The organism is Mesorhizobium sp. YIM 152430 (assembly GCF_029210365.1).
Lineage (GTDB): Bacteria > Pseudomonadota > Alphaproteobacteria > Rhizobiales > Rhizobiaceae > Aliihoeflea.
Genome location: NZ_JARGES010000043.1, coordinates 99,878 through 122,127 on the forward strand (window position 1 = coordinate 99,878; position 22,250 = coordinate 122,127).

Below are 22,250 nucleotides of genomic sequence, written 5' to 3' on the forward strand. Positions count from 1 at the left end.
CTCAATTCACTCCAGCGATCGCCCGGGCGAAATCGCGTGCTTCGAAGGGTTCGAGGTCGTCGACGCCTTCGCCGACGCCGATGAAATAGACGGGCAGGCGATATTTGGCGGCGATTGCGACCAAAATACCACCGCGCGCGGTGCCGTCGAGCTTGGTCATCACGATGCCGTTGACGCCCGCCACGTTGCGAAAGATCTCGACCTGGTTCATCGCGTTCTGACCGGTCGTCGCATCGACCGTCTGGAGCACGGTATGCGGCGCTTCGGGATCGTGCTTGCCGAGAACACGCACGACCTTTTCCAGTTCGGCCATCAGTTCGGCCTTGTTCTGCAAGCGGCCGGCGGTGTCGATGATAAGAACGTCGGAGCCGTTCGCCTTGGCCTTTTCGAACGCGTCCCAGGCAAGTCCGGCCGCGTCGGCACCGAGCTTCGAGGCAACGACATCGGAGTCGGTGCGCTCGCCCCAGATCTTGAGCTGCTCGATGGCAGCGGCGCGGAACGTGTCGCCCGCGCCGAGCGTGACCTTCAGCCCGCCGGCGACGAGCTTGGCGGCGAGCTTGCCGATCGTCGTCGTCTTGCCGGTTCCGTTGACGCCGACGACGAGGATGACATGCGGTTTCACCGACAGGTCGAGTTCGAGCGGCCTGGCGACCGGGGCCAGAACCTTCTCGACCTCACTCGCCATGACCGCGCGCACCTCGGCGTCCGAGACATCACGCCCGAACCGGCCTTCGCTCAGGGAATCGGTGATGCGGATAGCGGTTTCCATGCCGAGATCGGCGCGCAGGAGCACGTCTTCCAGATCCTGCAACGTGTCCTCGTCGAGCTTGCGCTTGGTGAAGACGCCGGAAATGTTGGTCGAAAGCTCGCGCGAGGAGCGCGACAGGCCGTCGCGCAGCCGGTCGAACCACGGCCGCTGGGCGGCGGGCGCGGCAATGGGTGCCGAGGCCGGTCCGCGCTCGACGGTCCTCGACACGCGCACCAGCGCCGAGGGATCGGGCTCGATCTCGACCTTGCGCTTCAGGAATTCGGGAACGGCCGGCGCTTCGGCCCGCGGCGGCGGGGTGGGCGCCGGTTCCGGCGCGATCTCGGGCAGCGGCGCGGGCGGTGTCTCGACGGGCGCGGGCGGGATTTCCGTCGGCGGCTCGGGGAGTTCGGCCGGCGGGAGCGGAACCTCGGCCGGGGCAGGCTCAGGCGTCGGCTTTTCGACCGGAACCGGATCGACCGGCACTTCCGCCGGCGGCGCCACCGGCTCCGGCTCGGGAAACTCGCGCGGCTCCGGGGCCTGGTCCGGCGTCTCGATCGGCACTTCGGGAACGGGTTGCGGCCCAAGCGGGGCCGGCGCAGGCTCGACTTCGTCCGCCCGCGGCTGGCGCAAAAAATCCGGCAGGGCTGGCGCATCGACGGTTGGACCGGCCGCCCTCGACGCGATCTCCTCGCGCGGGGCTTCCTCGGCGGCCTCGTCCTTGCGGCCGAAGGAAAACATCTTCTTGAAGAAACCGGCCATCGAATTCCCTTATGCGGCGCGCTGGGCGCGCGTCGTTGCGGTCAGCCGCTCGCCGTCATGGCCGGTGACGACCGCTTCCACGATCTCGCCGGGCGCGCCGGCGTCGATGGCGGCCATGGTGAAGCCTTCGGTGCGGCCAATCCCGTCGCGCTCGACGAGAATGCGCTGGCACGTCCCGGCCAGCTTCGCCAGATGCCGGCGATAGGCGCCATCGCCGGCGCTGCGCAGCCGCGCGGCACGGTCCTTGACGATTTCGCGCCGAACCTGCGGCATCCGCGCGGCGGGCGTGCCCTCGCGCGGCGAAAACGGAAAGACGTGCAGATGCGTCAGCCCGCATTCCTCGACGATCTTCAGCGAATTCTCGAACATCGCCGCGGTCTCGGTCGGGAAGCCGGCGATGATGTCGGCGCCGAAGACCATGTCGGGACGAAGCCGACGCACATCCTCGCAAAAGCGGATCGAATCCTCTCGCAGATGGCGTCGTTTCATGCGCTTCAAAATCATGTCGTCGCCGGCCTGCAATGACAGATGCAGATGCGGCATCAGACGGGTCTCGGTGGCGATCGCCTCCATCAGTTCGGGATCGGCCTCGATGGAATCGATGGAGGAAAGACGCAGTCGCGCGAGGTCCGGCACCTGACGCAGCACCGTCCTCACCAGTTTGCCGAGCTTCGGCGCGCCGGGCAGGTCCGCGCCATAGCTCGTTATGTCGACGCCGGTCAGCACGATCTCGGCATAGCCGTTGCCGACGAGGCGCTTGACCTGATCGACAACCGCCCCCATCGGCACGGATCGCGAATTGCCGCGCCCATAGGGGATGATGCAGAAGGTGCAGCGGTGGTCGCAGCCATTTTGCACCTGCACGAAGGCGCGGGCGCGGCCCTCGATGGCGTCGACCATGTGGCCGGCGGTCTCGGTCACCGACATGATGTCGTTGACCCGCGCCTTTTCGAACTGGTTGATGCCGAAATCCGGCAAGGCACGGTAGTTGTGCGCCTTCAGCTTTTCCTCGTTGCCGAGAACCAGATCGACCTCTCCCATCTGCGCAAACGTGCCGGGCTCGGTCTGCGCCGCGCAGCCGGTGACGATGATGCGCGCATCCGGGTTCTCGCGCCGCGCCTTGCGGATCGCCTGCCGCGCCTGGCGCACGGCTTCGGACGTCACCGCGCAGGTGTTGAAGACGATCGCACCGCCCGCGAGTTCGCCAAGGCCGGCTTCCGTCGCCTCGCGGCGCATGACCTCGGATTCATAGGTGTTCATGCGGCAGCCGAAGGTGACGATGTCGAGGCCCTTGGTCATGCCGCGCTCGTCTCGTCTCGGCTCCACGCGCCGGTAACCGGATCGAACAGACCGGAAAATTCCCACTCGGCCGGGCCGGTCATGATCACATGGTCGTCCTCGCGCCATTCGATCAGAAGCGGGCCGCCGGGCACCGTCACCGTTACCAACCGGTCGGTGCGGCGGGTGCGGACGGCGGAGACGGCGGCGGCGCAGGCGGCCGAGCCGCAGGCGCGCGTCAGACCGGCGCCGCGCTCCCAGGTGCGGATCGTCATCGCGTCCCGTGCCGTCACCTGGGCGATGGTAATGTTGCAGCGCTCGGGGAAGATCGGATGGTTTTCCAGAAGCGGCCCGAAACGCTCCAGATCATACGACCGGACATCGTTCTCGACCCAGAAGATCGCGTGCGGATTGCCCATCGAGGCGACGGAGGGCGAATGCAGCACCGGCGCGTCGATCGGGCCGATCTGCAATTCGATCATGCGCGTGTCGTGGAACTCCTCGGCCAGCGGAATGTCCTGCCAGCCGAATTTCGGGATGCCCATGTCGACCGAGATCCGCCCGTCCTCGTGTTCCTGCGCGGTCAGGATGCCGGCGATCGTCTCGAAGGTGAAGACGCGCGCGCCCGTCTCGGCGGCCAATGCCTGCACCACGCACCGCATCCCGTTGCCGCAGGCCTGCGCCATCGACCCGTCCGAATTGATGATTTCGATGTAATTTGCGGTTCCCGGCGTCCTCGGATCGTGGATCGCCATGATCTGGTCGAAGCGCGTCGCGGGATCGGCGTTGAGCGCGATTGCGGCGGCCGGCGTCACGCGCTCCCTACGGCCGCGCATGTCGGCAACGACGATCTCGTTGCCGAGCCCGTTCATCTTCGCAAATGGCGCCCCATGGGCCAAAACCGTGCTCATGCGCCGCTATATGGCGGAAACGGCAGGCAATTACCAGTGTCGGCGCCGCTCAGAGCCGGACGGAATCGGCCCAGCCGAAGACCAGAAGCAGGATGACGAACAGCGCGATGGCGAGTGCCGCGATGGCAAACGCGATGCGGCTGGCCACCCGCGAGACGCTGCGCAGGCCGACCGCGCTGGCGATCAACGCCACCACCACGAAGAAGATGAACCAGCCGAACATTCAAAGCCCCCTCTGAAAGAACGGGGGGCAGCTTAAGCGATTCCTGAAGGAATGTCCCATGCCTCGCCCGGCTGGAGCGGACGGAAGCGCTCGCGCGCGATGCCGGCCGTGTCGAGCGCGGCGAGAAGCAGGTCGCGCGGCTCCTCGATCGCCTCGTTGGTGAGCTGGAACGTGCCCCAGTGGTGGCCGATGGCGAAATCGGCATTTGCGAGTTTCATGCCCTCCACCGCTTCGTTCGGGTCCTGGTGCTGGGCAGCCATGAACCAGCGCGGATCGTAGGCGCCGACAGGCAATATGGCGAGGCGGAAGCCGCCATGCTTTTGCGCCGCCGCGCGGTAGTTGATGCCGGAATGAAAACCGGTGTCGCCGACATGATAGATCTTGCCGGCGGGGGTCTCGACGACGAAGGAAGCCCAGAGCGCCATGCGCCGGTCGCGCATTCCGCGCGCCGACCAGTGATGCGCCGGCTCGCAGTGGATGGTGGCCGGACCGAATTCGAGCGCGTCACCCCAGTCCTGGACGTCGATGCGCATGTCGGGAACGTCCGTCCTGACGATCACGTCGTTGCCGAGCGGGGTGACGACCAGCGGGTCGTGCGCCGTCTTCAGGCGCGCGAGCGTCGCAAGGTCGAGATGGTCGTAGTGATTGTGCGTCAGGAGCACCAGATCGACCTTCGGCAGATCCTCGAAGGCGATGCCGGGCGGATTGATCCGCGCCGGGCCGGCGAACTGGAAGGGCGAGGCGCGCGTCGAGAAGACCGGATCGGTCAGGATGTTCAGCCCGGACACCTGGATCAGCATCGTCGCATGGCCGATCATGGTGACCCGCACGGCGTCGCCATCGATGGCGGCGTCGGGAATCGCGCCCGCGAAAGGGCTCGGGAAGTCTTTCGGCCAGCGTGCCCGCGTCTCCTGGAACTGCCAGCGCAGGAGATCCGAAAACCCGCGCGGCTCCTCGCCGCCGGGATTGAAGAAGGTGCGTCCGTCGAAGTGATCGCTGACGGGGCCGCTATAGTAGCGATTGCCGGTCTGGGCCTTCGCGATGCCTATGCCGCCGGCCATCGCCGCCAGTCCGCCCAGTCCCAGCCAAGTCAGCATGTGTCGCCTGTTCATCTTCATGAGCGGGAAATTACCCGATGGTTCCTCGTGCGCAAATGACATAAGCGTGGGTTCAAGCCCATCAGACTGTTGAATTTCGGCAACAGCACATCGTAAATTAACCTTGTTGAGCCGATGATGACCCGACCGTCGCCACAGTTGCGCGCGAATGGGCGCATCAAAGGGACGAACATTCAGGAACCTGCGGAGTGACCGGGCGTTGCTTCGACGGAGGTGGATCAATGACTCTGACAAAAAGCACGCTACTCATCGCAGTTTCCGCTCTGGCCGTCACCGGCTGCACGAGCGACCGGTTCTCGCGCGTCGACACCCGCCCGGCCGTGGTCGCGACGGCGCCCGCGCCGATCACGGCCGCGCCGGCCGGTCAGGTCTCGTCGAGCCAGTTGCCGCCTCCCACCCAGCCCGGCGTCACCAATCCCGGCCCGATCCAGCCTGGCATGGCGCAGGGCGCGTTCCCGGCGGCTCCCGGTTCCGAGGATGGCGGCACGCAGGTCGCATCGCTTCCGCCGCAAGGTGGCGCGCCAGTTTCGGCGGGCGGCGTCGCCGGCGTCTGGAACGCGCAGGTCGCCGGTCAGTCCTGCCGCATCGCGACGCCCCAGACGCGCTTCGGTGAAGGCTTCCGCGCCGGCCCGCTGCGCTGCCCCGCCCCGCTCGACGGCGTGCGGTCATGGAACGTTTCGGGCTCGACGCTGACGCTCTACGACGCCAATGGCAGCGCGCTGGCCAATCTGTCCTCGGCCGGCAGCGGGTCGTTCAACGGTCAGACCTCGAACGGCCAGCCGCTTTCTCTCACCCGGTAGGCGCAGGGCCTTTGCTCCATGCCGCATGACGGCCTGCCCGCATTCCGCTCGGTCCGCGATGCCTATCTCGACCGAGTGGAGCATGGCGAACTCGCGCGCGACGAGCGCCAACTTGCGCTGGCGGACCGGTTCGACCGTTTGGCGGCAGACATTCGCACCAAGCGCGTCGCCGTGAAATCGAGCGCGCTCGGCTGGCTGTTCGGCAAGCGCCGCGAGGCGCGCGAACTGGTGAAGGGTCTTTATCTCCACGGCGGGGTCGGGCGCGGCAAGACGATGCTGATGGACCTCTTCTTCGAACTCCTGCCCGTCAGGCGCAAGCGGCGCGCCCATTTCAACGACTTCATGGCCGACGTTCACGACCGGATCGGGCGGCATCGCGAGGCGCTGAAGCGCGGCGAGACGAAGGAGAACGATCCGATTCCAGTCGTCGCCGCCGCGCTCGCCGAAGAGGCCTGGGTGCTGTGCTTCGACGAGTTCACCGTCACCGACATCGCCGATGCGATGATCCTGTCGCGGCTGTTCACGGCGCTGTTCGAGCGCGGCGTGGTGCTGGTCGCCACCTCCAACGTCGCGCCGGACGATCTTTATCGCGACGGCCTCAATCGCGGCCTCTTCCTGCCTTTCGTCACCGTGCTCAATGCGCATTGCGAAATCCTGCCGCTCGACGGCGAGACGGATTACCGGCTGGAAAAGCTCGGCCGGATCCCGGTCTACATCACGCCATGCGCCGGCGAGGGCGAACGGCTGATGGACGAGGCCTGGGACGTCGCCAGTTCCGGCCACCAGACCCAGCCGCGAACCATCCATGTCAAGGGCCGCGAGATTCCGGTTCCGATGGCGAACGGGCGCGCGGCGCGGTTCGCTTTCGACGACCTTTGTGCCCGGCCGCTCGGTGCGCGCGACTATCTCGCCATCGCCGCCGAATTCGATACGATCCTGGTCGATTGCGTCCCGGCAATGGGCCTCGACCGGCGCAACGAAGCCAAACGCTTCATTCTGCTCGTCGATACGCTCTATGACCGGAAGATCCGGCTGATACTTTCGGCGGAAGTCCCGCCGCAGCACCTCTATCGGGCAAAATCCGGCGCTGAGGCATTCGAGTTCGACCGGACTGTCTCCCGTTTGATCGAAATGCAAAGCTCCGACTGGGTAAAGCCCAAAAGGGTCGCATAAAATTCTTACGTTTACGTAAGTCCGCAATCATCTAACCGATTGAAAGATTTGAGACTCAAAGAATCGGTTGAATTTTCAGGTCGTTCGGTCTATGCGACGCCGACTTCCGGGCGACCTCCCGTGCCCGCGTTGAAATGGTTGAAACGCATCTTCGGCTCCACGCCGTCGCAAACCAATCCAGGGGATTTCCATACATGGCTCGCAACAAGATCGCCCTCATCGGCTCCGGCATGATCGGCGGCACCCTCGCCCACATGATCGGCTTGAAGGAACTGGGCGACGTCGTCCTGTTCGACATTTCCGAGGGCGTGCCGCAGGGCAAGGGTCTCGACATCGCGCAGTCCTCGCCGGTCGATGGCTTCGATGCGAGCTTCACCGGCGCCAACGACTATTCGACGATCGAGGGCGCTGACGTGTGCATCGTCACCGCCGGCGTGCCGCGCAAGCCGGGCATGAGCCGCGACGATCTTCTCGGCATCAATCTGAAGGTGATGGAGCAGGTCGGCGCCGGCATCAGGAAATACGCCCCGAATGCCTTCGTCATCTGCATCACCAACCCGCTCGACGCGATGGTCTGGGCGTTGCAGAAGTTTTCCGGCCTGCCCAAGAGCCATGTCGTCGGCATGGCCGGCGTGCTCGACTCGGCCCGCTTCCGTTACTTCCTCGCCGACGAGTTCAAGGTCTCGGTCGAGGACGTCACCGCCTTCGTGCTCGGCGGCCATGGCGACACGATGGTGCCGCTGACCCGCTACTCGACGGTTGCCGGCATCCCCCTGCCCGACCTCGTCAAGATGGGCTGGACCAGCCAGGACAAGCTCGACAAGATCGTCCAGCGCACCCGCGACGGCGGCGCCGAGATCGTCGGCCTCCTGAAGACCGGCTCGGCCTATTACGCGCCGGCTTCCTCGGCGGTGCAGATGGCCGAAGCCTATCTCAAGGACAAGAAACGCGTCCTGCCCTGCGCGGCGCATCTTTCGGGCCAGTATGGCGTCAAGGACATGTATGTCGGCGTGCCGACCGTGATCGGCGCCGGCGGCATCGAGCGCGTCATCGAGATCGATCTCAACAAGGCCGAGCAGAAGATGTTCGAAAAGTCGGTGGAATCGGTAAAGGGCCTTTGCGACGCCTGCTCCGAAATCGCGCCCGCACTGAAGCAGTAAGGATTCCCCGGCATGAATATCCATGAATACCAGGCCAAGCAGGTCCTGAAGTCGTTCGGCGCACCCGTCGCCGAGGGCGTTCCCGTCATGAAGGCGTCCGAGGCGGAAGCCGCGGCGAAGTCGCTGCCCGGCCCGCTCTATGTGGTCAAGAGCCAGATCCATGCCGGCGGCCGCGGCAAGGGCAAGTTCAAGGAGCTTGGGCCCGACGCCAAGGGCGGCGTGCGCCTTGCCAGGTCGGTCGAGGAAGTCGTCTCCCACACCAATGAGATGCTCGGCAACACGCTCGTCACCAAGCAGACGGGCGATGCCGGCAAGCAGGTCAACCGCCTCTATATCGAGGACGGCGCAGACATCGACCGCGAGCTTTACCTGTCGATCCTCGTCGACCGCGCGGTCGGCCGCGTCGCCTTCGTGGTGTCGACGGAAGGCGGCATGGACATCGAGGCGGTCGCGCATGACACGCCCGAGAAGATCATCACCGTCGCGATCGACCCGGAAAAAGGCGTCACCGCGGACGAACTGAAGAAGCTCAACGCGGCGCTGGAACTGACCGGCGATGCGGCGACGGACGGCGAGACGCTGTTCCCGATCCTCTACAAGGCCTTCACCGAGAAGGACATGGCGCTGCTCGAGGTCAACCCGCTGATCGTCATGGAGAACGGCCGCCTGCGCGTCCTCGACGCCAAGGTCTCGTTCGACAACAATGCGCTCTTCCGCCAGGCCGACATCGTCGAACTGCGCGACACGACCGAGGAGGACGCCAAGGAAATCGAGGCGTCCAAATACGACCTCGCCTATGTCGCGCTCGACGGCAATATCGGCTGCATGGTCAACGGCGCCGGCCTTGCCATGGCGACGATGGACATCATCAAGCTCTACGGCGCCGAGCCGGCCAACTTCCTCGACGTCGGCGGCGGCGCATCCAAGGAGAAGGTGACGGCAGCCTTCAAGATCATCACGGCCGATCCGGCGGTGAAGGGCATCCTCGTCAACATCTTCGGCGGCATCATGAAGTGCGACGTCATCGCCGAAGGCGTGATCGCGGCCGTCAAGGAAGTCGGTCTCCAGGTGCCGCTGGTCGTGCGCCTCGAAGGCACCAATGTCGAGCTCGGCAAGAAGATCATCAACGAAAGCGGCCTCAACGTCATCTCCGCCGACGATCTCGACGACGCGGCGCAGAAGATCGTCAATGCAGTGAAGGGGGCCTGAGCCTGATGTCCATCCTGATCAACAAAGACACCAAGGTTCTCGTCCAGGGCCTCACCGGCAAGACCGGTACGTTCCACACGGAACAGGCGCTCGCCTATCACGGCACGCAGATGGTCGGCGGCATCCACCCCAAGAAGGGCGGTGAGACGTGGACCGGATCGAAGGGCGAGAGCCTGCCGATCTTCGCGACCGTCGCAGAAGGCAAGGAGCGGACCGGCGCCGACGCATCGGTCATCTACGTGCCGCCGGCAGGCGCGGCCGATGCGATCCTCGAGGCGATCGAGGCCGAGATCGGCCTCATCGTCTGCATCACCGAGGGCATCCCGGTCATGGACATGGTGAAGGTCAAGGCGCGCCTCGACCGTTCGTCCTCGCGCCTGATCGGCCCGAACTGCCCCGGCGTGCTGACGCCCGACGAGTGCAAGATCGGCATCATGCCGGGCAATATCTTCAAGAAGGGCTCGGTCGGCGTTGTCTCGCGCTCCGGCACGCTTACCTATGAAGCGGTCTTCCAGACCACCAATGCCGGTCTCGGCCAGACCACGGCCGTCGGCATCGGCGGCGATCCGGTCAAGGGCACCGAGTTCATCGACATGCTCGAAATGTTCCTCGCCGACGACGAAACCAAGTCGATCATCATGATCGGCGAGATCGGCGGTTCGGCCGAGGAGGACGCGGCGCAGTTCCTGCGCGACGAGGCCAGGCGCGGCCGAAGCAAGCCGATGGCAGGCTTCATCGCTGGCCGCACGGCGCCGGAAGGCCGCACCATGGGCCATGCCGGCGCGGTGATCTCGGGCGGCAAGGGCGGTGCGGAAGACAAGATTGCGGCGATGGAGGCGGCGGGCATCCGCGTGTCCCCCTCGCCGGCACGTCTCGGCACGACGCTGGTCGAGGCGTTGAAGGGTTAGTGAATGGTGAATTGTGAATGGTGAATGAGATGATGGATCGGCCGCCACGCTTCGGCCCAAACCATTCACCATTCACCATTTTCCCATTCACCCCAAAAAGGAGACGGAGCGCGCGCTCCGAGATTGAAAAAATGGCACGTCAGGACCAGGCCAACGACCGGGCTTCGCTCACCTCGTTCCTCTATGGCGGCAATGCCGCCTATATCGACGAGCTCTACGCGTCCTGGCAGGACAACCCCAATTCGGTCGAGCCGGAATGGCGTGAATTCTTCGCCGAACTGAAGGATGACGCCGAAAGCGTCCAGAAGGGCGCTGCCGGTGCGTCATGGTCGAAGAAGCACTGGCCGGTCGCCGTCAATGGCGAACTCGTCTCAGCGCTCGACGGCAATTGGGGTGCGCTCGAACAGCATTTCGAGAAGAAGTTCAAGGCCAAGGCGCCCGACGGCACCTCCGCGCTCTCGCCGGATCAGGTGATGCAGGCGACGCGTGATTCCGTGCGCGCCATCATGATGATCCGCGCCTTCCGGATGCGCGGTCATCTCCATGCCAATCTCGATCCGCTCGGCATCGCCGAAGCCAAGGAAGACTATAACGAGCTGTCGCCGGAAAATTACGGCTTCACGGAAGCCGATTACGACCGGCCGATCTTCATCGACCATGTGCTCGGGCTCGAATTCGCAACCATCCGCGAAATGGTCGAAATCCTCAAGCGCACCTATTGCTCGACGCTCGGCGTCGAGTTCATGCACATCTCCAACCCCGAGGAGAAAGCCTGGATTCAGGAGCGCATCGAGGGGCCGGACAAGGGCATTGACTTCACCGCCAACGGCAAGAAGGCGATCCTCGCCAAGCTGATCGAGGCCGAGGGCTTCGAGCAGTTCATCGACGTCAAGTACAAGGGCACCAAGCGGTTCGGCCTCGACGGCGGCGAGGCGCTGATTCCGGCGCTGGAGCAGATCATCAAGCGCGGCGGCGCCATGGGTCTGAAGGAGATCGTGCTCGGCATGGCCCATCGCGGCCGGCTCAACGTCCTGTCGCAGGTGATGGCGAAGCCCCACCGCGCCATCTTCCACGAATTCAAGGGCGGCTCCTTCGCCCCCGACGACGTCGAGGGCTCGGGCGACGTGAAGTATCATCTCGGCGCCTCGTCGGACCGCGAATTCGACGGCAACAAGGTCCATCTGTCGCTGACGGCCAACCCGTCGCATCTCGAAATCGTCAATCCCGTCGTGATGGGCAAGGCGCGCGCCAAGCAGGACCAGATCTTCGGCCGCACACGCGAGGAAGTCGTGCCGATCGAGGCGCGCGCCAAGGTGCTGCCGCTCCTGCTGCACGGCGATGCGGCCTTCGCCGGGCAGGGCGTCGTCGCGGAGATCCTCGGCCTGTCGGGTCTGCGCGGCCACCGCGTTGCCGGCACGCTGCATTTCATCATCAACAACCAGATCGGCTTCACCACCAATCCGCGCTTCTCGCGCTCCTCGCCCTATCCGTCCGATGTGGCGAAGATGATCGAGGCGCCGATCTTCCATGTGAACGGCGACGATCCGGAAGCCGTCGTCTACGCGGCCAAGATCGCGACCGAATATCGGATGACGTTCCACAAGCCGGCCGTCATCGACATGTTCTGCTACCGCCGCTTCGGCCACAATGAGGGCGACGAGCCAGCATTCACGCAGCCGATCATGTACAAGTCGATCCGCCAGCACCGGACGACCGTGCAACTCTATTCGGCGAAGCTGATTTCCGAAGGCGTCGTCTCGGAAGGCGAGGTAGAGAAGATGCGGGCCGACTGGCGCGCTCATCTGGAACAGGAATGGGAGTCGGGCCAGGCCTACAAGCCGAACAAGGCCGACTGGCTGGACGGCGCATGGACGGGCCTGCGCACGGCGGACACCCAGGACGAGATGCGTCGCGGCAAGACGGCGGTGCCGGTCAAGTCGCTGAAGGAACTCGGCAGGAAACTGACAGAAGTGCCGAAGGATTTCGAGGCGCACAAGACCATCCAGCGCTTCATGGACAATCGCCGCAAGATGATCGAGACGGGCGAGGGCATCGACTGGTCGACCGCAGAAGCTCTTGCCTTCGGTGCGATCCTGATGGACGGCAATCCGATCCGCCTCTCCGGCCAGGATTCGGAACGCGGCACGTTCTCGCAGCGCCATTCGGTCCTCTATGACCAGCGCGACGAGGATCGCTACATCCCGCTCAACAATCTGGGGCCGCAGCAGGCCAATTACGAAGTCATCAACTCGATGCTTTCGGAAGAGGCGGTGCTCGGCTTCGAATACGGTTTTTCCCTCGCAGAGCCGCGCGCGTTGACGCTGTGGGAGGCGCAGTTCGGCGATTTCGCCAATGGCGCGCAGGTCGTCTTCGACCAGTTCATCTCGAGCGGCGAACGCAAGTGGCTGCGCATGTCGGGTCTCGTCTGCCTTCTGCCGCACGGCTATGAAGGACAGGGACCGGAACATTCCTCGGCGCGCCTCGAACGCTTCCTCCAGATGTGCGCGGAAGACAACATGCAGGTCGCCAACGTCACCACGCCGGCGAACTATTTCCACATCCTGCGCCGCCAGTTGAAGCGCGACTTCCGCAAGCCGCTGATCATGATGACGCCGAAATCGCTCCTGCGCCACAAGCGCGCCGTGTCGACTTTGGCCGAAATGTCGGGCGAAAGCTCGTTCCACCGCCTGCTCTGGGACGACGCGCAATATCTCGGCGACCAGCCGATCAAGCTGGTCAAGGATTCGAAGATCCGCCGCGTCGTCCTGTGCTCGGGCAAGGTCTATTACGACCTTTACGAAGAGCGCGAAAAGCGCGGCATCGACGACGTCTATCTCCTGCGCGTGGAGCAGCTCTACCCGTTCCCGGCCAAGGCGCTGATCAACGAACTCTCGCGCTTCCGCAACGCGGAGATGGTGTGGTGCCAGGAAGAGCCCAAGAACATGGGCTCCTGGGCCTTCATCGACCCGTATCTGGAATGGGTGCTCGCGCATATCGACGCCAAGCACCAGCGCGTGCGCTATACCGGCCGTCCGGCCGCGGCATCGCCGGCCACCGGCCTGATGTCGAAGCATCTCGCACAGCTCGAAGCGTTCCTCGAAGACGCGCTCGGCGAATAGAAACGAACAAAGGCAAGGCAACCGAACGATGGCCACCGAAATCCGCGTCCCGACCTTGGGCGAATCCGTCTCCGAGGCAACCATCGGCAAGTGGTTCAAGAAGGCCGGCGACGCCATCGCCGCCGACGAACCAATCGTCGAGCTGGAAACCGACAAGGTGACCGTCGAGGTGCCCGCGCCCGCCGCCGGAACGCTCTCCGAGATCACCGTTCAGGAGGGCGAGACGGTCGAGGTCGGCGCGCTCCTGGGCATGATCGCCGCCGGCTCGGGTGCGGCCGCTGCCCCGAAGAAGGAAGAGGCGAAGCCTGCTCCGGCACCCGCCAAGGAAGAAAAGGCGGCCGCTCCGGCGAAGACCGGCGACATGCCGGCCGCGCCGTCCGCCGCCAAGCTGATGGCGGAGAAGAACGTCTCGGCCGACCAGGTTTCGGGTTCGGGCAAGCGCGGACAGGTCTTGAAGGGCGATGTGCTCGACGCGATCGCAAAAGGCCCCGCTGCAAAGGCCGAAGCGCCGCAGGCCGCCCGCGCGCCGTCCTCCGGCGACGACGCCTCGCGCGAAGAGCGCGTGAAGATGACGCGCCTGCGCCAGACCATCGCGCGGCGCCTGAAGGACGCGCAGGACACCGCCGCCATGCTCACCACCTTCAACGAGGTGGACATGAAGCCGGTCATGGATTTGCGCTCGAAGTACAAGGACCTGTTCGAGAAGAAGCACGGCGTGAAGCTCGGCTTCATGGGCTTCTTCACCAAGGCGGTGACCCATGCGCTGGCTGAAATCCCGGCCGTCAATGCCGAGATCGACGGCACCGACATCATCTACAAGAATTTCGCCCATATCGGCGTCGCGGTCGGCACCGACAAGGGCCTCGTCGTGCCGGTCGTGCGCGATGCGGACCAGATGTCGATCGCCGAGATCGAGAAGGAAATCGGCCGCCTCGGCCTCGCCGCGCGCGACGGCAAGCTCGGCATGGCCGACATGCAGGGCGGCACCTTCACCATCTCCAATGGCGGCGTCTACGGCTCCTTGATGTCGACGCCGATCCTCAACGCGCCGCAGTCGGGCATTCTCGGGATGCACAAGATCCAGGAGCGTCCCGTCGTCGTCGGCGGCCAGATGGTCATCCGCCCGATGATGTATCTCGCGCTCTCCTATGATCACCGCATCGTCGACGGCAAGGAAGCCGTCACCTTCCTTGTGCGCGTCAAGGAGACGCTGGAGGACCCCGAGCGCCTCGTTCTCGACTTGTAGGGCAGGGTCTGCGAGGCTTCAGCGATGGCCTACGATCCCGACATTCCGCCGATTCAGGTTCACCTGTGCGTCAGGGGCGGGAAGGCGGCCGTCGCCTGGTATGAGACCGCCTTCGCGGCGGTCGAGACCTACGAACAGATGGCCGAGGACGAGGCGCGCATCCTGCACGCCAACCTCGCTCTTTTCGACTCGGAAATCATGCTGCATGACGAGTTCCCCGAATTTGGCGGCGACGTGATGGGGCCGGACACGCGCGGCGGCGCCAGCATGACCGTTTCGGTCAATCTGGCGACGCCGGAAAAGGTGGACGCCGCCTTCGCAAGGGCCGTGGAGGCCGGGGCGGATGTCGTGATGAAGCCTGCCGACGTCTTCTGGGGCGCGCGCTACGCCAAGCTACGCGATCCATTCGGCCATGTCTGGGCGTTCAACGCGCCTTTGGGGAGTGGGAGATGACCCGCGGCATCCTCGTCATCACCGGCGCCTCGCGCGGCATCGGCGCGGCCACCGCCCGGCTTGCCGGCGCAGCGGGCTATGACGTCCTCGTCAACTACGTCGCCAACGCGGATGCTGCCGCCTCCGTCGTCGCCGGCATTCAATCCGCCGGCGGTCGCGCTTTCGCGGTTCAGGCCGACGCATCGACCGAAGCCGGCATCGCAACGATCTTCGCCGCCGCCGACAGGCGCGGCAAACTCGCGGGCCTCGTCAACAATGCCGGCGTGGTCGACGCCAGGTCGCGCGTCGACGAAATGGACGAGGCGCGGCTGACGCGGATGATGCGCACCAACATCGTCGGCCCCATGCTCGCCGCGCGCGAGGCGGTGCGCCGTCTGTCCACGCTTCACGGCGGTCAGGGCGGCCCCATCGTCAACGTCTCGTCGGTCGCCGCAAAACTCGGCAGCCCGGCCGAATATGTCGACTATGCCGCCTCCAAGGCCGCGATCGACACCTTCACGCTCGGCCTCGCCCGCGAGGTCGCGACGGAGGGTATTCGCGTCAATGCGGTGCGACCCGGCATTATCGACACCGAAATCCATGCCTCGGGCGGCCAGCCAGACCGCGTTCAGCGGGTCAGGGGCATGGTCCCCATGCTGCGCGAGGGCAAGGCCGACGAGGTGGCGCACGCCATTCTCTGGCTGTTGTCCGACGAGGCATCCTACACGACAGGCGCGCTGCTCGACGTCGGCGGCGGGCGCTAGAACGGTATCATCAGGAAGGACGGATCAATGAGCTATGATGTTGTGGTGATCGGCGCGGGGCCGGGCGGCTATGTGTGCGCCATCAAGGCGGCGCAGCTCGGCCTCAAGGTCGGGCTCGTCGAAAAGCGCGCCACGCCCGGCGGCACCTGCATCAATATCGGCTGCATTCCGTCGAAGGCGCTTTTGCACGCCTCCGAAATGTACGCCGAGGCGAGTCATTCCTTCGCCGCGCTCGGCATCGACGTCGGCAAGCCCAAGCTCGATCTCGACAAGATGCTCGGCCACAAGCAGGCGACCGTCGACGCCAACGTCAAGGGCCTCGAATTTCTGATCAAGAAGAACAAGATCGACTGGCTGCGCGGCACCGGCAAGGTGCTCGGCGAAGGCAAGCTTTCCGTCACCGGCGAGGACGGGGCGGAAAAGGAGATCGAGGCGAAGAACATCGTCATCGCCACCGGCTCCGACGTCGCGGGCATTCCCGGTGTCGACGTCAAATTCGACGAAAAGACCATTGTCTCGTCCACCGGCGCTCTGTCGCTCGAAAAAGTGCCGGGCACGCTCATCGTCGTCGGCGGCGGGGTCATCGGGCTCGAGCTCGGTTCGGTCTGGGCGCGTCTCGGCGCGAAGGTCACCGTCGTCGAATATCTCGACACGATCCTCGGCGGCATGGATGGCGATCTCGCCAGGCAGTTCCAGAAAATTCTCGCCAAGCAGGGCCTCGACTTCAAGCTCGGCGCCAAGGTTACCGGCGTAGCCAAGTCCGGCAAGGGCGCAAAGGTCACCTTCGAGCCGGTGAAGGGCGGCGACGCGGAGACGCTCGACGCCGAAGTCGTCCTGGTCGCGACCGGCCGCCGCCCGTTCGTCGACGGGCTCGGGTTCGAAGCTGCGGGCGTGGTGCTCGACGAGCGCGGCCGTGTTGCGGTCGACGATCACTTCCGAACCTCGATCCCCGGCATCTACGCCATCGGCGACGTGATCCGCGGCCCGATGCTTGCCCACAAGGGCGAGGACGAGGGCGCGGCGGTCGCCGAGATCATCGCCGGACAGGCCGGCCACGTAAATTACGACGTCATTCCGAGCGTCGTCTATACGAGCCCGGAAGTCGCCTCCGTCGGCAAGACCGAGGAAGAACTGAAGAAGGCCGGCATCGCCTACAAGGCCGGCAAGTTCCCGTTCTCCGCCAATGGCCGCGCGCGCGCGATGCTAAAGACCGACGGCTTCGTGAAGGTTCTGGCCGACGAGGCGTCGGACCGCGTGCTCGGCGTCCACATCGTCGGCTTCGGCGCCGGCGAGATGATCCACGAGGCGGCGGTGCTGATGGAATTCGGCGGTTCCTCGGAAGACCTCGCCCGCACCTGCCATGCACATCCGACCATGTCGGAAGCCGTCAAGGAAGCAGCTTTGGCCACCTTCTTCAAGCCGCTCCATATGTAGGCGGCGGCCACGCCGCTTTTCCGGCCGGGCCCCTCGCCCTTCATCCCTCCTTCCGTCTTGCGGCCGGAGAATGAAGGGTTGGAGGCATGTCCGGTGACCGGAACGCGTCAATCCGCCTTCGGCGCAGGCCCCACCACCGCCCAGTTGTGGCCGAACGGATCGTTGAACTGGCCGTAGAGATCGCCCCAGAAGGCGACTTCGAGCGGCATCTTCACCTCGCATCCCGCCGCGATCGCGCGGTCCCAGACGGCACGGGCGTCGTCGGCGATGATGTTCAGCGTCGTGCCCTGCGGCTCGACCCAGGGATAGCCATGTTCCGGCATCGCGTCGGCAATCATCAGCGTGCCGCCATTGATGACGAGTTCGCAATGCATGATGCGCTTGCCGTCATCCATCATCATGCGCTCGCCCTGCTCTTCGGCGCCGAGCGCGCGCTTGTAGAATTCGATGGCGGCGACCGCATCCTTCGACATCAGATGCGGCGTCACGCCGGGATAGTTGTAGTCCGACATCGATCCGTCCTCCGTGTCAGCGCTCGATGAAGGCTTCGAACCCGCCATAGATGAAGCGCTTGCCGTCAAACTGCATGTTTTCCATCGCAGGCTTCATGCGCGGGTCCTCGAACACCTTCTTCATCACCTCGTCGCGCCTGGCCTTGTCGGGATAGGTCGCCCAGGCGAAGACCACGATCTCGTCGTCCTTGGCCTGCACGGCGCGCGGGAACGAGGTCAGTTCGCCATAGGGCACGTCGTCGGCCAGACATTCGACATAGCCGGTCGCGCCATGCTCCAGCCAGACATCTGCCGAAACGCGTGCATGTTTCTTGTAGGTTTCGAGATTGGCCTTCGGGACGGAAAGCAGGAATCCATCGACATAGCTCATGGGAAGTCTCCTTTTCGGGTTGGTTCGGCACTATGACGAACGGCGGTCGACCGTGCCGACATCGCGATGGCGAAAAACTTCGCCCATGCCGGGGCAGGCGGTACGGAACCGGGTGGCGACGCAGCGATTGTACAGCCGCGATTGGAGAAATGAATGCGCGCAAGCGGAAAATTGCTGGCCCTCGGCGCGGCCCTCGTCACGGCCGCCGCCCTGCGCCGCGCATTCAGCTTGCCGCAGCGCGCCCTGCCCGCGCCGGCGCCGGCGCTCGACCTGTCCGACACGACGCTTGCCCGCATGACGCGCCCGGCGGTCGAGGCCCACCGCGGATTTTCCGGTGTCCATCTGCTCGCCGACGGCTCGGAAGCCTTCGCCACCCGCATGTCGCTCGCACGCCAGGCCGAAAAGACGCTCGACCTGCAATATTACATCTGGCGCGGCGACCGCACCGGCACCATGCTTCTGGAAGAGGTGCTCGACGCCGCCGAGCGCGGCGTTCGCGTGCGGCTTCTCCTCGACGACAACGGCATCGACGGGCTCGACCAGGTGCTGTTCGCGCTCGACCGGCATCCGCGCGTGGAGGTGCGGCTGTTCAATCCCTTTCCCCTCCGCTGGCCCAAGGTGCTGGGCTACCTCTTCGATTTCCAGCGCCTGAACCGGCGGATGCACAACAAGAGCTTCACCGTCGACGGACAGGCGACCGTGATCGGCGGCCGCAATATCGGCGACGAATATTTCGGCGTCGCCGACGGTCCGCTCTTCGCCGATCTCGACGTGCTCGCCATCGGCCCGGTCGTCGGCGAGGTTGCGGCGCAATTCGAGGATTACTGGAATGCCGCGTCATCCTTTCCCGCGCGGCTGCTTCTGCGCCGGGTCGGGCCGCGTCATCTGCGACGGTTGCGCAGGCGCAGTTCCATCGTCGAGCGCGATCCGACCGCGCGGCGCTTCCTGAAGGCGGTCCGCGACCTCGAAATCGTGCGCCAGCTCGCCGAGGCGCGACTGCCGATGGAATGGGCGAAGGTGACGCTTCTGCACGACGACCCCGGCAAGGCGCTCGGCCATCGCAGGAAGGGCGCGGGCGGCGAGGTGCGGCTTTCCGGTCTGCTTGAAAACGCGATCGGCGCGCCGAAGCGCGAACTCGCCATCATCGCGGGATACTTCGTGCCCGGAAAGCGCGGCGTCGCCAATCTGCGTGCCTTGCGTGCCCGCGGCGTCAAGGTCTCGATTCTCACCAACGCCTATGAGGCGACGGATGTCGGCGCGGTCCATGCCGGCTATGCGCCTTATCGGCGGCAATTGCTGCGCGCCGGGGTCCGGCTGTATGAAATGTGCGACAGCTCCCGCCGCGCTCCATCGCGCAAGGAACGCCGCAAGGGTTCCCGGCTCGGCGTCTCGAGCCGCCTGCGCGGCTCCGGAAGCAGTTCGGCATCTGCCCTTCGCGCCGGGGCGTCGACCCTCCACGCCAAGACCTTCGCGGTCGACCGCGAGCGGCTGTTCGTCGGCTCGTTCAATTTCGATCCGCGCTCGATCGATCTGAACACGGAGATGGGCATCGTGATCGATTCGCCGACGCTGGCCGGCCTCGTCGCCGACGCTTTCGACGACGTGGTGCCGGACAATGCCTATGAGGTGGCGTTGTCCGACCGTCGCGGACTGGTCTGGAAACGCCCGGACCTGTCGACACCGCTCCGGCGCGAGCCCGGCATGGGGCTGCGCGACCGGCTGGCGATCGGCATCCTGAAGCGTCTGCGCATCGAATGGCTGTTGTAGGTCAGAGTGTTTTGGCGAGCGCCTCGAGCTGGTCGGCGCAAATGCCCCAGCCCTCGTGGAAACCCATCTTCTCATGGGTCTCCTTGTCTTCGGCCCGCCAATGGCGCGCCCGCGCCGTGTAGCGTGTCCGGCCACCCTCATCGGCCAACGTGACGATGCCGGTGAAGAACGGCTTTTGCGACGGCACCCAGCCTTGCGTATAGGCATCGGTGAAGACGATCTTCTCGTTCGGCACGATCTCCAGATAGACGCCGTCATTGGGATATTCGTTTCCGTCCGGGTCGCGCATGACGATGAAGGACCGCCCGCCCGGACGGACGTCGACCTCGGCCTTCGCAATCGTCCACGGCGCCGGAACGAACCATTTCGGCAGGAGGTCGGCGTCGGTCCAGCAGCGGAAGAGCTTGTCGCGCGGCGCGGCGAGAAGGCGGGTGAGGACGAGTTCGTGTTCGGTTTCGGCTTTGGGTTCCGGGGTCATGGCGATCTCCTTCGTGGTGTCTGGTCCAAGGACGTTTCGACGCCGCCGGAACCGACATGGCAAACCGAAAAAACTAGCCGGCCTGCGCCTGCATCCGGTCGAGATGGCTGCGGATATGGGCGGCCTCGGCCGGATTGCGCGCGAGCGCGATGGCGCGGTCGAACGCCTCGCGCGCCTCGCGGCAGCGGCCGAGTTCGAGAAGCAGCCCGCCGCGCAGGCCGTGATAGTTGAAATAGCCCGCCAGCCGGTCGCCGAGCGGCTCGATCAGCTCGAGCGCGGCCTGCGGACCGTCCATCTTCGCCACCGCGACGGCCCTGTTGAGCGTGACGACCGGCGATGGTTCGATACGCTCCAGTATCCGGTAGAGAAGTTCGATCTCTCGCCAGTCGGTTTCCCCGGCCGTCGTCGCGCGCGCGTGGAGCGCGGCGATTGCCGCCTGGATCTGGTAGCTTCCGGGCTGGCGGTGCCGGAACGCCTTGTCCACGAGCGCCAGCCCCTCGCCGATCATCTTGGCGTTCCAGCGCGAACGGTCCTGATCGTCGAGAAGGACGATTCCGCCCGCCCCATCGATTCGCGCGGCGGCACGCGACTGCTGAAGCAGCATCAGCGCCAGCAGCCCCATGATTTCCGGCTCGGTCGGGAAGATGCGCAGCAGCAGCCGGCCGAGCCGGATCGCTTCCTCGCACAGAACGGACGCCGCTTCGCTCGCGCCCGGCCGGGAGGAATAACCTTCGTTGAAGACGAGATAGATCATCGCCGCGACCGCGCCGACACGGCTCGACCGCGCGACGGCGTCCGGCGTCTCGAACTGGCGGCCCGACGCGGCGATCTTCGCCTTGGCGCGGGTGATCCGCTGTTCCATCGCCGCTTCCGAGACGAGGAAGGCGCGCGCGATCTGCGGCACGGTGAGGCCCGAGACGATGCGCAGCGCCAGCGCCACCTGATGCTCGGCCGGCAGCGCCGGGTCGGAGCACACGAAAAGCAGGCGCAATATGTCGTCGCGATAGTCGCCATGGTCGATCCGGTCGGCAAGCGGCGTCTCGACGTCGTCGAGATCGGACAGCACCGGCTCTTCAGGCAGCGCAACGAGGCGCTTGTCGCGCCGCACCGCGTCGATGCCGACATTGCGCCCGACGAAGATCAGCCACGCGGCCGGATCGCGTGGGGCGCCGTTCTTCGGCCAGTTCTTCAGCGCCCTCAGACACGCCTCCTGAAACGCCTCTTCCGCGCGGTCGAGGTCGCGGAAATAGCGCAAGAGAGCGCCGACCGCCTGCGGGCGGGCGGCGGATATGAGCGTTTCGAGGGCGCGGGCGTCGGTCATGAAGCGTGCATGTCCTTGTCCCGCTCGCGCATGTAGCCGACCGGGCGGATTTCATAGGAGCCGCCGCCGGGATTGGCTTCGGCGAGGTCCTTCGAGAAGGCGAGCGCCTCATCGAGATTGTCGAAATCGACGAGATAGAAGCCGAGGAACTGTTCCTTGGTCTCGGCGAACGGGCCATCGATGACGAGCGGTTCGCCGCCAGCCTTGCGCAGCGTCGTGGCCGCCGTCGTCGGCAGCAGCCGCGCGACCGGGCCGAGCCTGCCGGACCGCTCGACCGGCTGGAGCACGGCGTCGAGGCGCGCCATGACGGCGTCGTCCTCTTCCTTGGTCCACTGGCCGACCGTGTCTTCGTGGTTGTAACAAAGAATGGCGTAGAGCATGTCCTGGCCTCGCGCGCTTGATCAAAAGACGAACGACGACAGGCGTAGCCGACAGATTTCGCTGCGGCAATTTCGAAAAAATGCGCGGCCGCGCAAACAAAAGCCCCGCCGGCGAAACCGGCGGAGCTTGGGCGACTTCC

At 65.4% G+C, this 22,250-nt stretch carries 21 protein-coding genes; 11 read left to right on the forward strand and 10 right to left on the reverse strand.

Annotated features, from left to right (window positions below; all coding sequences use genetic code 11):
* Position 1: 1 nt before the first annotated feature.
* The 5 genes from ftsY to PZ895_RS12720 all read right to left on the reverse strand — a co-directional run bounded on the left by ftsY (position 2) and on the right by PZ895_RS12720 (position 5,016).
* A complete protein-coding gene (gene ftsY, locus PZ895_RS12700; RefSeq protein ID WP_275839360.1) occupies positions 2 to 1,507 on the reverse strand; it encodes a signal recognition particle-docking protein FtsY in 1,506 nt (501 codons plus the stop codon).
* 9 nt (positions 1,508 to 1,516) lie between these two features.
* Entirely contained in the window at positions 1,517 to 2,806 is a 1,290-nt protein-coding gene (gene mtaB / locus PZ895_RS12705) for a tRNA (N(6)-L-threonylcarbamoyladenosine(37)-C(2))-methylthiotransferase MtaB (protein ID WP_275839361.1), read from the reverse strand.
* The gene (gene dapF, locus PZ895_RS12710; RefSeq protein WP_275839793.1) at positions 2,803 to 3,684 is read right to left on the reverse strand and encodes a diaminopimelate epimerase; all 882 of its coding nucleotides are present in this window, start codon (positions 3,682 to 3,684) and stop codon (positions 2,803 to 2,805) included. Before dapF ends, mtaB begins: the two co-directional genes overlap by 4 nt.
* Before the next feature lie 61 nt (positions 3,685 to 3,745).
* Positions 3,746 to 3,919: a DUF1328 domain-containing protein gene (locus PZ895_RS12715; protein ID WP_275839362.1), complete on the reverse strand. Its 174-nt coding sequence runs from the start codon at positions 3,917 to 3,919 to the stop codon at positions 3,746 to 3,748.
* A 32-nt stretch (positions 3,920 to 3,951) separates the two neighbouring features.
* A complete protein-coding gene (locus PZ895_RS12720) occupies positions 3,952 to 5,016 on the reverse strand; it encodes an MBL fold metallo-hydrolase (RefSeq protein WP_275839363.1) in 1,065 nt (354 codons plus the stop codon).
* Positions 5,017 to 5,258: 242 nt separating this feature from the next.
* Between PZ895_RS12720 and PZ895_RS12725 the strand changes: the two genes are divergently transcribed.
* The 10 genes from PZ895_RS12725 (at position 5,259) to lpdA (ending at position 17,282) form a co-directional block, all read left to right on the forward strand.
* Positions 5,259 to 5,837: an AprI/Inh family metalloprotease inhibitor gene (locus PZ895_RS12725; protein WP_275839364.1), complete on the forward strand. Its 579-nt coding sequence runs from the start codon at positions 5,259 to 5,261 to the stop codon at positions 5,835 to 5,837.
* An 18-nt stretch (positions 5,838 to 5,855) separates the two neighbouring features.
* On the forward strand, positions 5,856 to 7,010 hold the full coding sequence (gene zapE / locus PZ895_RS12730; RefSeq protein WP_275839365.1) for a cell division protein ZapE: 1,155 nt from the start codon (positions 5,856 to 5,858) through the stop codon (positions 7,008 to 7,010).
* Positions 7,011 to 7,204: 194 nt separating this feature from the next.
* Positions 7,205 to 8,170 carry a malate dehydrogenase gene (gene mdh, locus PZ895_RS12735; RefSeq protein ID WP_275839366.1) on the forward strand — a complete coding sequence of 322 codons (966 nt, stop codon included), beginning with the start codon at positions 7,205 to 7,207 and terminating at the stop codon, positions 8,168 to 8,170.
* A 12-nt stretch (positions 8,171 to 8,182) separates the two neighbouring features.
* Complete coding sequence (gene sucC, locus PZ895_RS12740) at positions 8,183 to 9,379, forward strand: ADP-forming succinate--CoA ligase subunit beta (protein ID WP_275839367.1); 1,197 nt, start codon at positions 8,183 to 8,185, stop codon at positions 9,377 to 9,379.
* Positions 9,380 to 9,384: 5 nt separating this feature from the next.
* Entirely contained in the window at positions 9,385 to 10,287 is a 903-nt protein-coding gene (gene sucD / locus PZ895_RS12745; RefSeq protein WP_275839368.1) for a succinate--CoA ligase subunit alpha, read from the forward strand.
* Between the two features lie 131 nt (positions 10,288 to 10,418).
* Positions 10,419 to 13,406 carry a 2-oxoglutarate dehydrogenase E1 component gene (locus PZ895_RS12750; RefSeq protein ID WP_275839369.1) on the forward strand — a complete coding sequence of 996 codons (2,988 nt, stop codon included), beginning with the start codon at positions 10,419 to 10,421 and terminating at the stop codon, positions 13,404 to 13,406.
* 28 nt (positions 13,407 to 13,434) lie between these two features.
* On the forward strand, positions 13,435 to 14,652 hold the full coding sequence (gene odhB / locus PZ895_RS12755; RefSeq protein WP_275839370.1) for a 2-oxoglutarate dehydrogenase complex dihydrolipoyllysine-residue succinyltransferase: 1,218 nt from the start codon (positions 13,435 to 13,437) through the stop codon (positions 14,650 to 14,652).
* 24 nt (positions 14,653 to 14,676) lie between these two features.
* A complete protein-coding gene (locus tag PZ895_RS12760) occupies positions 14,677 to 15,105 on the forward strand; it encodes a glyoxalase/bleomycin resistance/extradiol dioxygenase family protein (RefSeq protein ID WP_275839371.1) in 429 nt (142 codons plus the stop codon).
* Positions 15,102 to 15,848: an SDR family oxidoreductase gene (locus tag PZ895_RS12765; RefSeq protein WP_275839372.1), complete on the forward strand. Its 747-nt coding sequence runs from the start codon at positions 15,102 to 15,104 to the stop codon at positions 15,846 to 15,848. The genes PZ895_RS12760 and PZ895_RS12765 overlap by 4 nt, the downstream gene beginning before the upstream one ends.
* Before the next feature lie 27 nt (positions 15,849 to 15,875).
* Positions 15,876 to 17,282: a dihydrolipoyl dehydrogenase gene (lpdA, locus tag PZ895_RS12770; protein ID WP_275839373.1), complete on the forward strand. Its 1,407-nt coding sequence runs from the start codon at positions 15,876 to 15,878 to the stop codon at positions 17,280 to 17,282.
* Between the two features lie 107 nt (positions 17,283 to 17,389).
* Here lpdA and PZ895_RS12775 read toward each other — a convergent pair whose 3' ends face one another.
* Complete coding sequence (locus PZ895_RS12775) at positions 17,390 to 17,794, reverse strand: VOC family protein (RefSeq protein WP_275839374.1); 405 nt, start codon at positions 17,792 to 17,794, stop codon at positions 17,390 to 17,392.
* Positions 17,795 to 17,810: 16 nt separating this feature from the next.
* Positions 17,811 to 18,164 (reverse strand): DUF1428 family protein, encoded by a 354-nt coding sequence (locus tag PZ895_RS12780; RefSeq protein WP_275839375.1) that lies wholly within the window; start codon positions 18,162 to 18,164, stop codon positions 17,811 to 17,813.
* Positions 18,165 to 18,317: 153 nt separating this feature from the next.
* Here PZ895_RS12780 and PZ895_RS12785 point away from each other — a divergent pair, with 153 nt between their 5' ends.
* The gene (locus PZ895_RS12785) at positions 18,318 to 19,931 is read left to right on the forward strand and encodes a phospholipase D family protein (RefSeq protein ID WP_275839376.1); all 1,614 of its coding nucleotides are present in this window, start codon (positions 18,318 to 18,320) and stop codon (positions 19,929 to 19,931) included.
* 1 nt (position 19,932) lies between these two features.
* Here PZ895_RS12785 and PZ895_RS12790 read toward each other — a convergent pair whose 3' ends face one another.
* The 3 genes from PZ895_RS12790 to PZ895_RS12800 form a co-directional block, all read right to left on the reverse strand.
* Positions 19,933 to 20,409 carry an SRPBCC family protein gene (locus PZ895_RS12790; RefSeq protein WP_275839377.1) on the reverse strand — a complete coding sequence of 159 codons (477 nt, stop codon included), beginning with the start codon at positions 20,407 to 20,409 and terminating at the stop codon, positions 19,933 to 19,935.
* Between the two features lie 73 nt (positions 20,410 to 20,482).
* Positions 20,483 to 21,730 carry an RNA polymerase sigma factor gene (locus PZ895_RS12795; RefSeq protein ID WP_275839378.1) on the reverse strand — a complete coding sequence of 416 codons (1,248 nt, stop codon included), beginning with the start codon at positions 21,728 to 21,730 and terminating at the stop codon, positions 20,483 to 20,485.
* Positions 21,727 to 22,110 carry a YciI family protein gene (locus PZ895_RS12800; RefSeq protein WP_275839379.1) on the reverse strand — a complete coding sequence of 128 codons (384 nt, stop codon included), beginning with the start codon at positions 22,108 to 22,110 and terminating at the stop codon, positions 21,727 to 21,729. The genes PZ895_RS12795 and PZ895_RS12800 overlap by 4 nt, the downstream gene beginning before the upstream one ends.
* Positions 22,111 to 22,250 lie beyond the last annotated feature (140 nt).

Bases quoted from the DNA above. Each gene is read 5' to 3' on its own strand.
- mtaB (WP_275839361.1), bottom strand. From the start codon at position 2,806: ATGACCAAGGGCCTCGACATCGTCACCTTCGGCTGCCGCATGAACACC.
- sucC (WP_275839367.1), top strand. From the start codon at position 8,183: ATGAATATCCATGAATACCAGGCCAAGCAGGTCCTGAAGTCGTTCGGC.
- PZ895_RS12775 (WP_275839374.1), bottom strand. From the start codon at position 17,794: ATGTCGGACTACAACTATCCCGGCGTGACGCCGCATCTGATGTCGAAG.
- ftsY (WP_275839360.1), bottom strand. From the start codon at position 1,507: ATGGCCGGTTTCTTCAAGAAGATGTTTTCCTTCGGCCGCAAGGACGAG.
- zapE (WP_275839365.1), top strand. From the start codon at position 5,856: ATGCCGCATGACGGCCTGCCCGCATTCCGCTCGGTCCGCGATGCCTAT.
- PZ895_RS12780 (WP_275839375.1), bottom strand. From the start codon at position 18,164: ATGAGCTATGTCGATGGATTCCTGCTTTCCGTCCCGAAGGCCAATCTC.
- PZ895_RS12760 (WP_275839371.1), top strand. From the start codon at position 14,677: ATGGCCTACGATCCCGACATTCCGCCGATTCAGGTTCACCTGTGCGTC.
- PZ895_RS12795 (WP_275839378.1), bottom strand. From the start codon at position 21,730: ATGACCGACGCCCGCGCCCTCGAAACGCTCATATCCGCCGCCCGCCCG.
- PZ895_RS12715 (WP_275839362.1), bottom strand. From the start codon at position 3,919: ATGTTCGGCTGGTTCATCTTCTTCGTGGTGGTGGCGTTGATCGCCAGC.
- PZ895_RS12750 (WP_275839369.1), top strand. From the start codon at position 10,419: ATGGCACGTCAGGACCAGGCCAACGACCGGGCTTCGCTCACCTCGTTC.
- PZ895_RS12720 (WP_275839363.1), bottom strand. From the start codon at position 5,016: ATGCTGACTTGGCTGGGACTGGGCGGACTGGCGGCGATGGCCGGCGGC.
- PZ895_RS12785 (WP_275839376.1), top strand. From the start codon at position 18,318: ATGCGCGCAAGCGGAAAATTGCTGGCCCTCGGCGCGGCCCTCGTCACG.
- PZ895_RS12725 (WP_275839364.1), top strand. From the start codon at position 5,259: ATGACTCTGACAAAAAGCACGCTACTCATCGCAGTTTCCGCTCTGGCC.
- sucD (WP_275839368.1), top strand. From the start codon at position 9,385: ATGTCCATCCTGATCAACAAAGACACCAAGGTTCTCGTCCAGGGCCTC.
- PZ895_RS12790 (WP_275839377.1), bottom strand. From the start codon at position 20,409: ATGACCCCGGAACCCAAAGCCGAAACCGAACACGAACTCGTCCTCACC.
- PZ895_RS12765 (WP_275839372.1), top strand. From the start codon at position 15,102: ATGACCCGCGGCATCCTCGTCATCACCGGCGCCTCGCGCGGCATCGGC.
- odhB (WP_275839370.1), top strand. From the start codon at position 13,435: ATGGCCACCGAAATCCGCGTCCCGACCTTGGGCGAATCCGTCTCCGAG.
- PZ895_RS12800 (WP_275839379.1), bottom strand. From the start codon at position 22,110: ATGCTCTACGCCATTCTTTGTTACAACCACGAAGACACGGTCGGCCAG.
- mdh (WP_275839366.1), top strand. From the start codon at position 7,205: ATGGCTCGCAACAAGATCGCCCTCATCGGCTCCGGCATGATCGGCGGC.
- lpdA (WP_275839373.1), top strand. From the start codon at position 15,876: ATGAGCTATGATGTTGTGGTGATCGGCGCGGGGCCGGGCGGCTATGTG.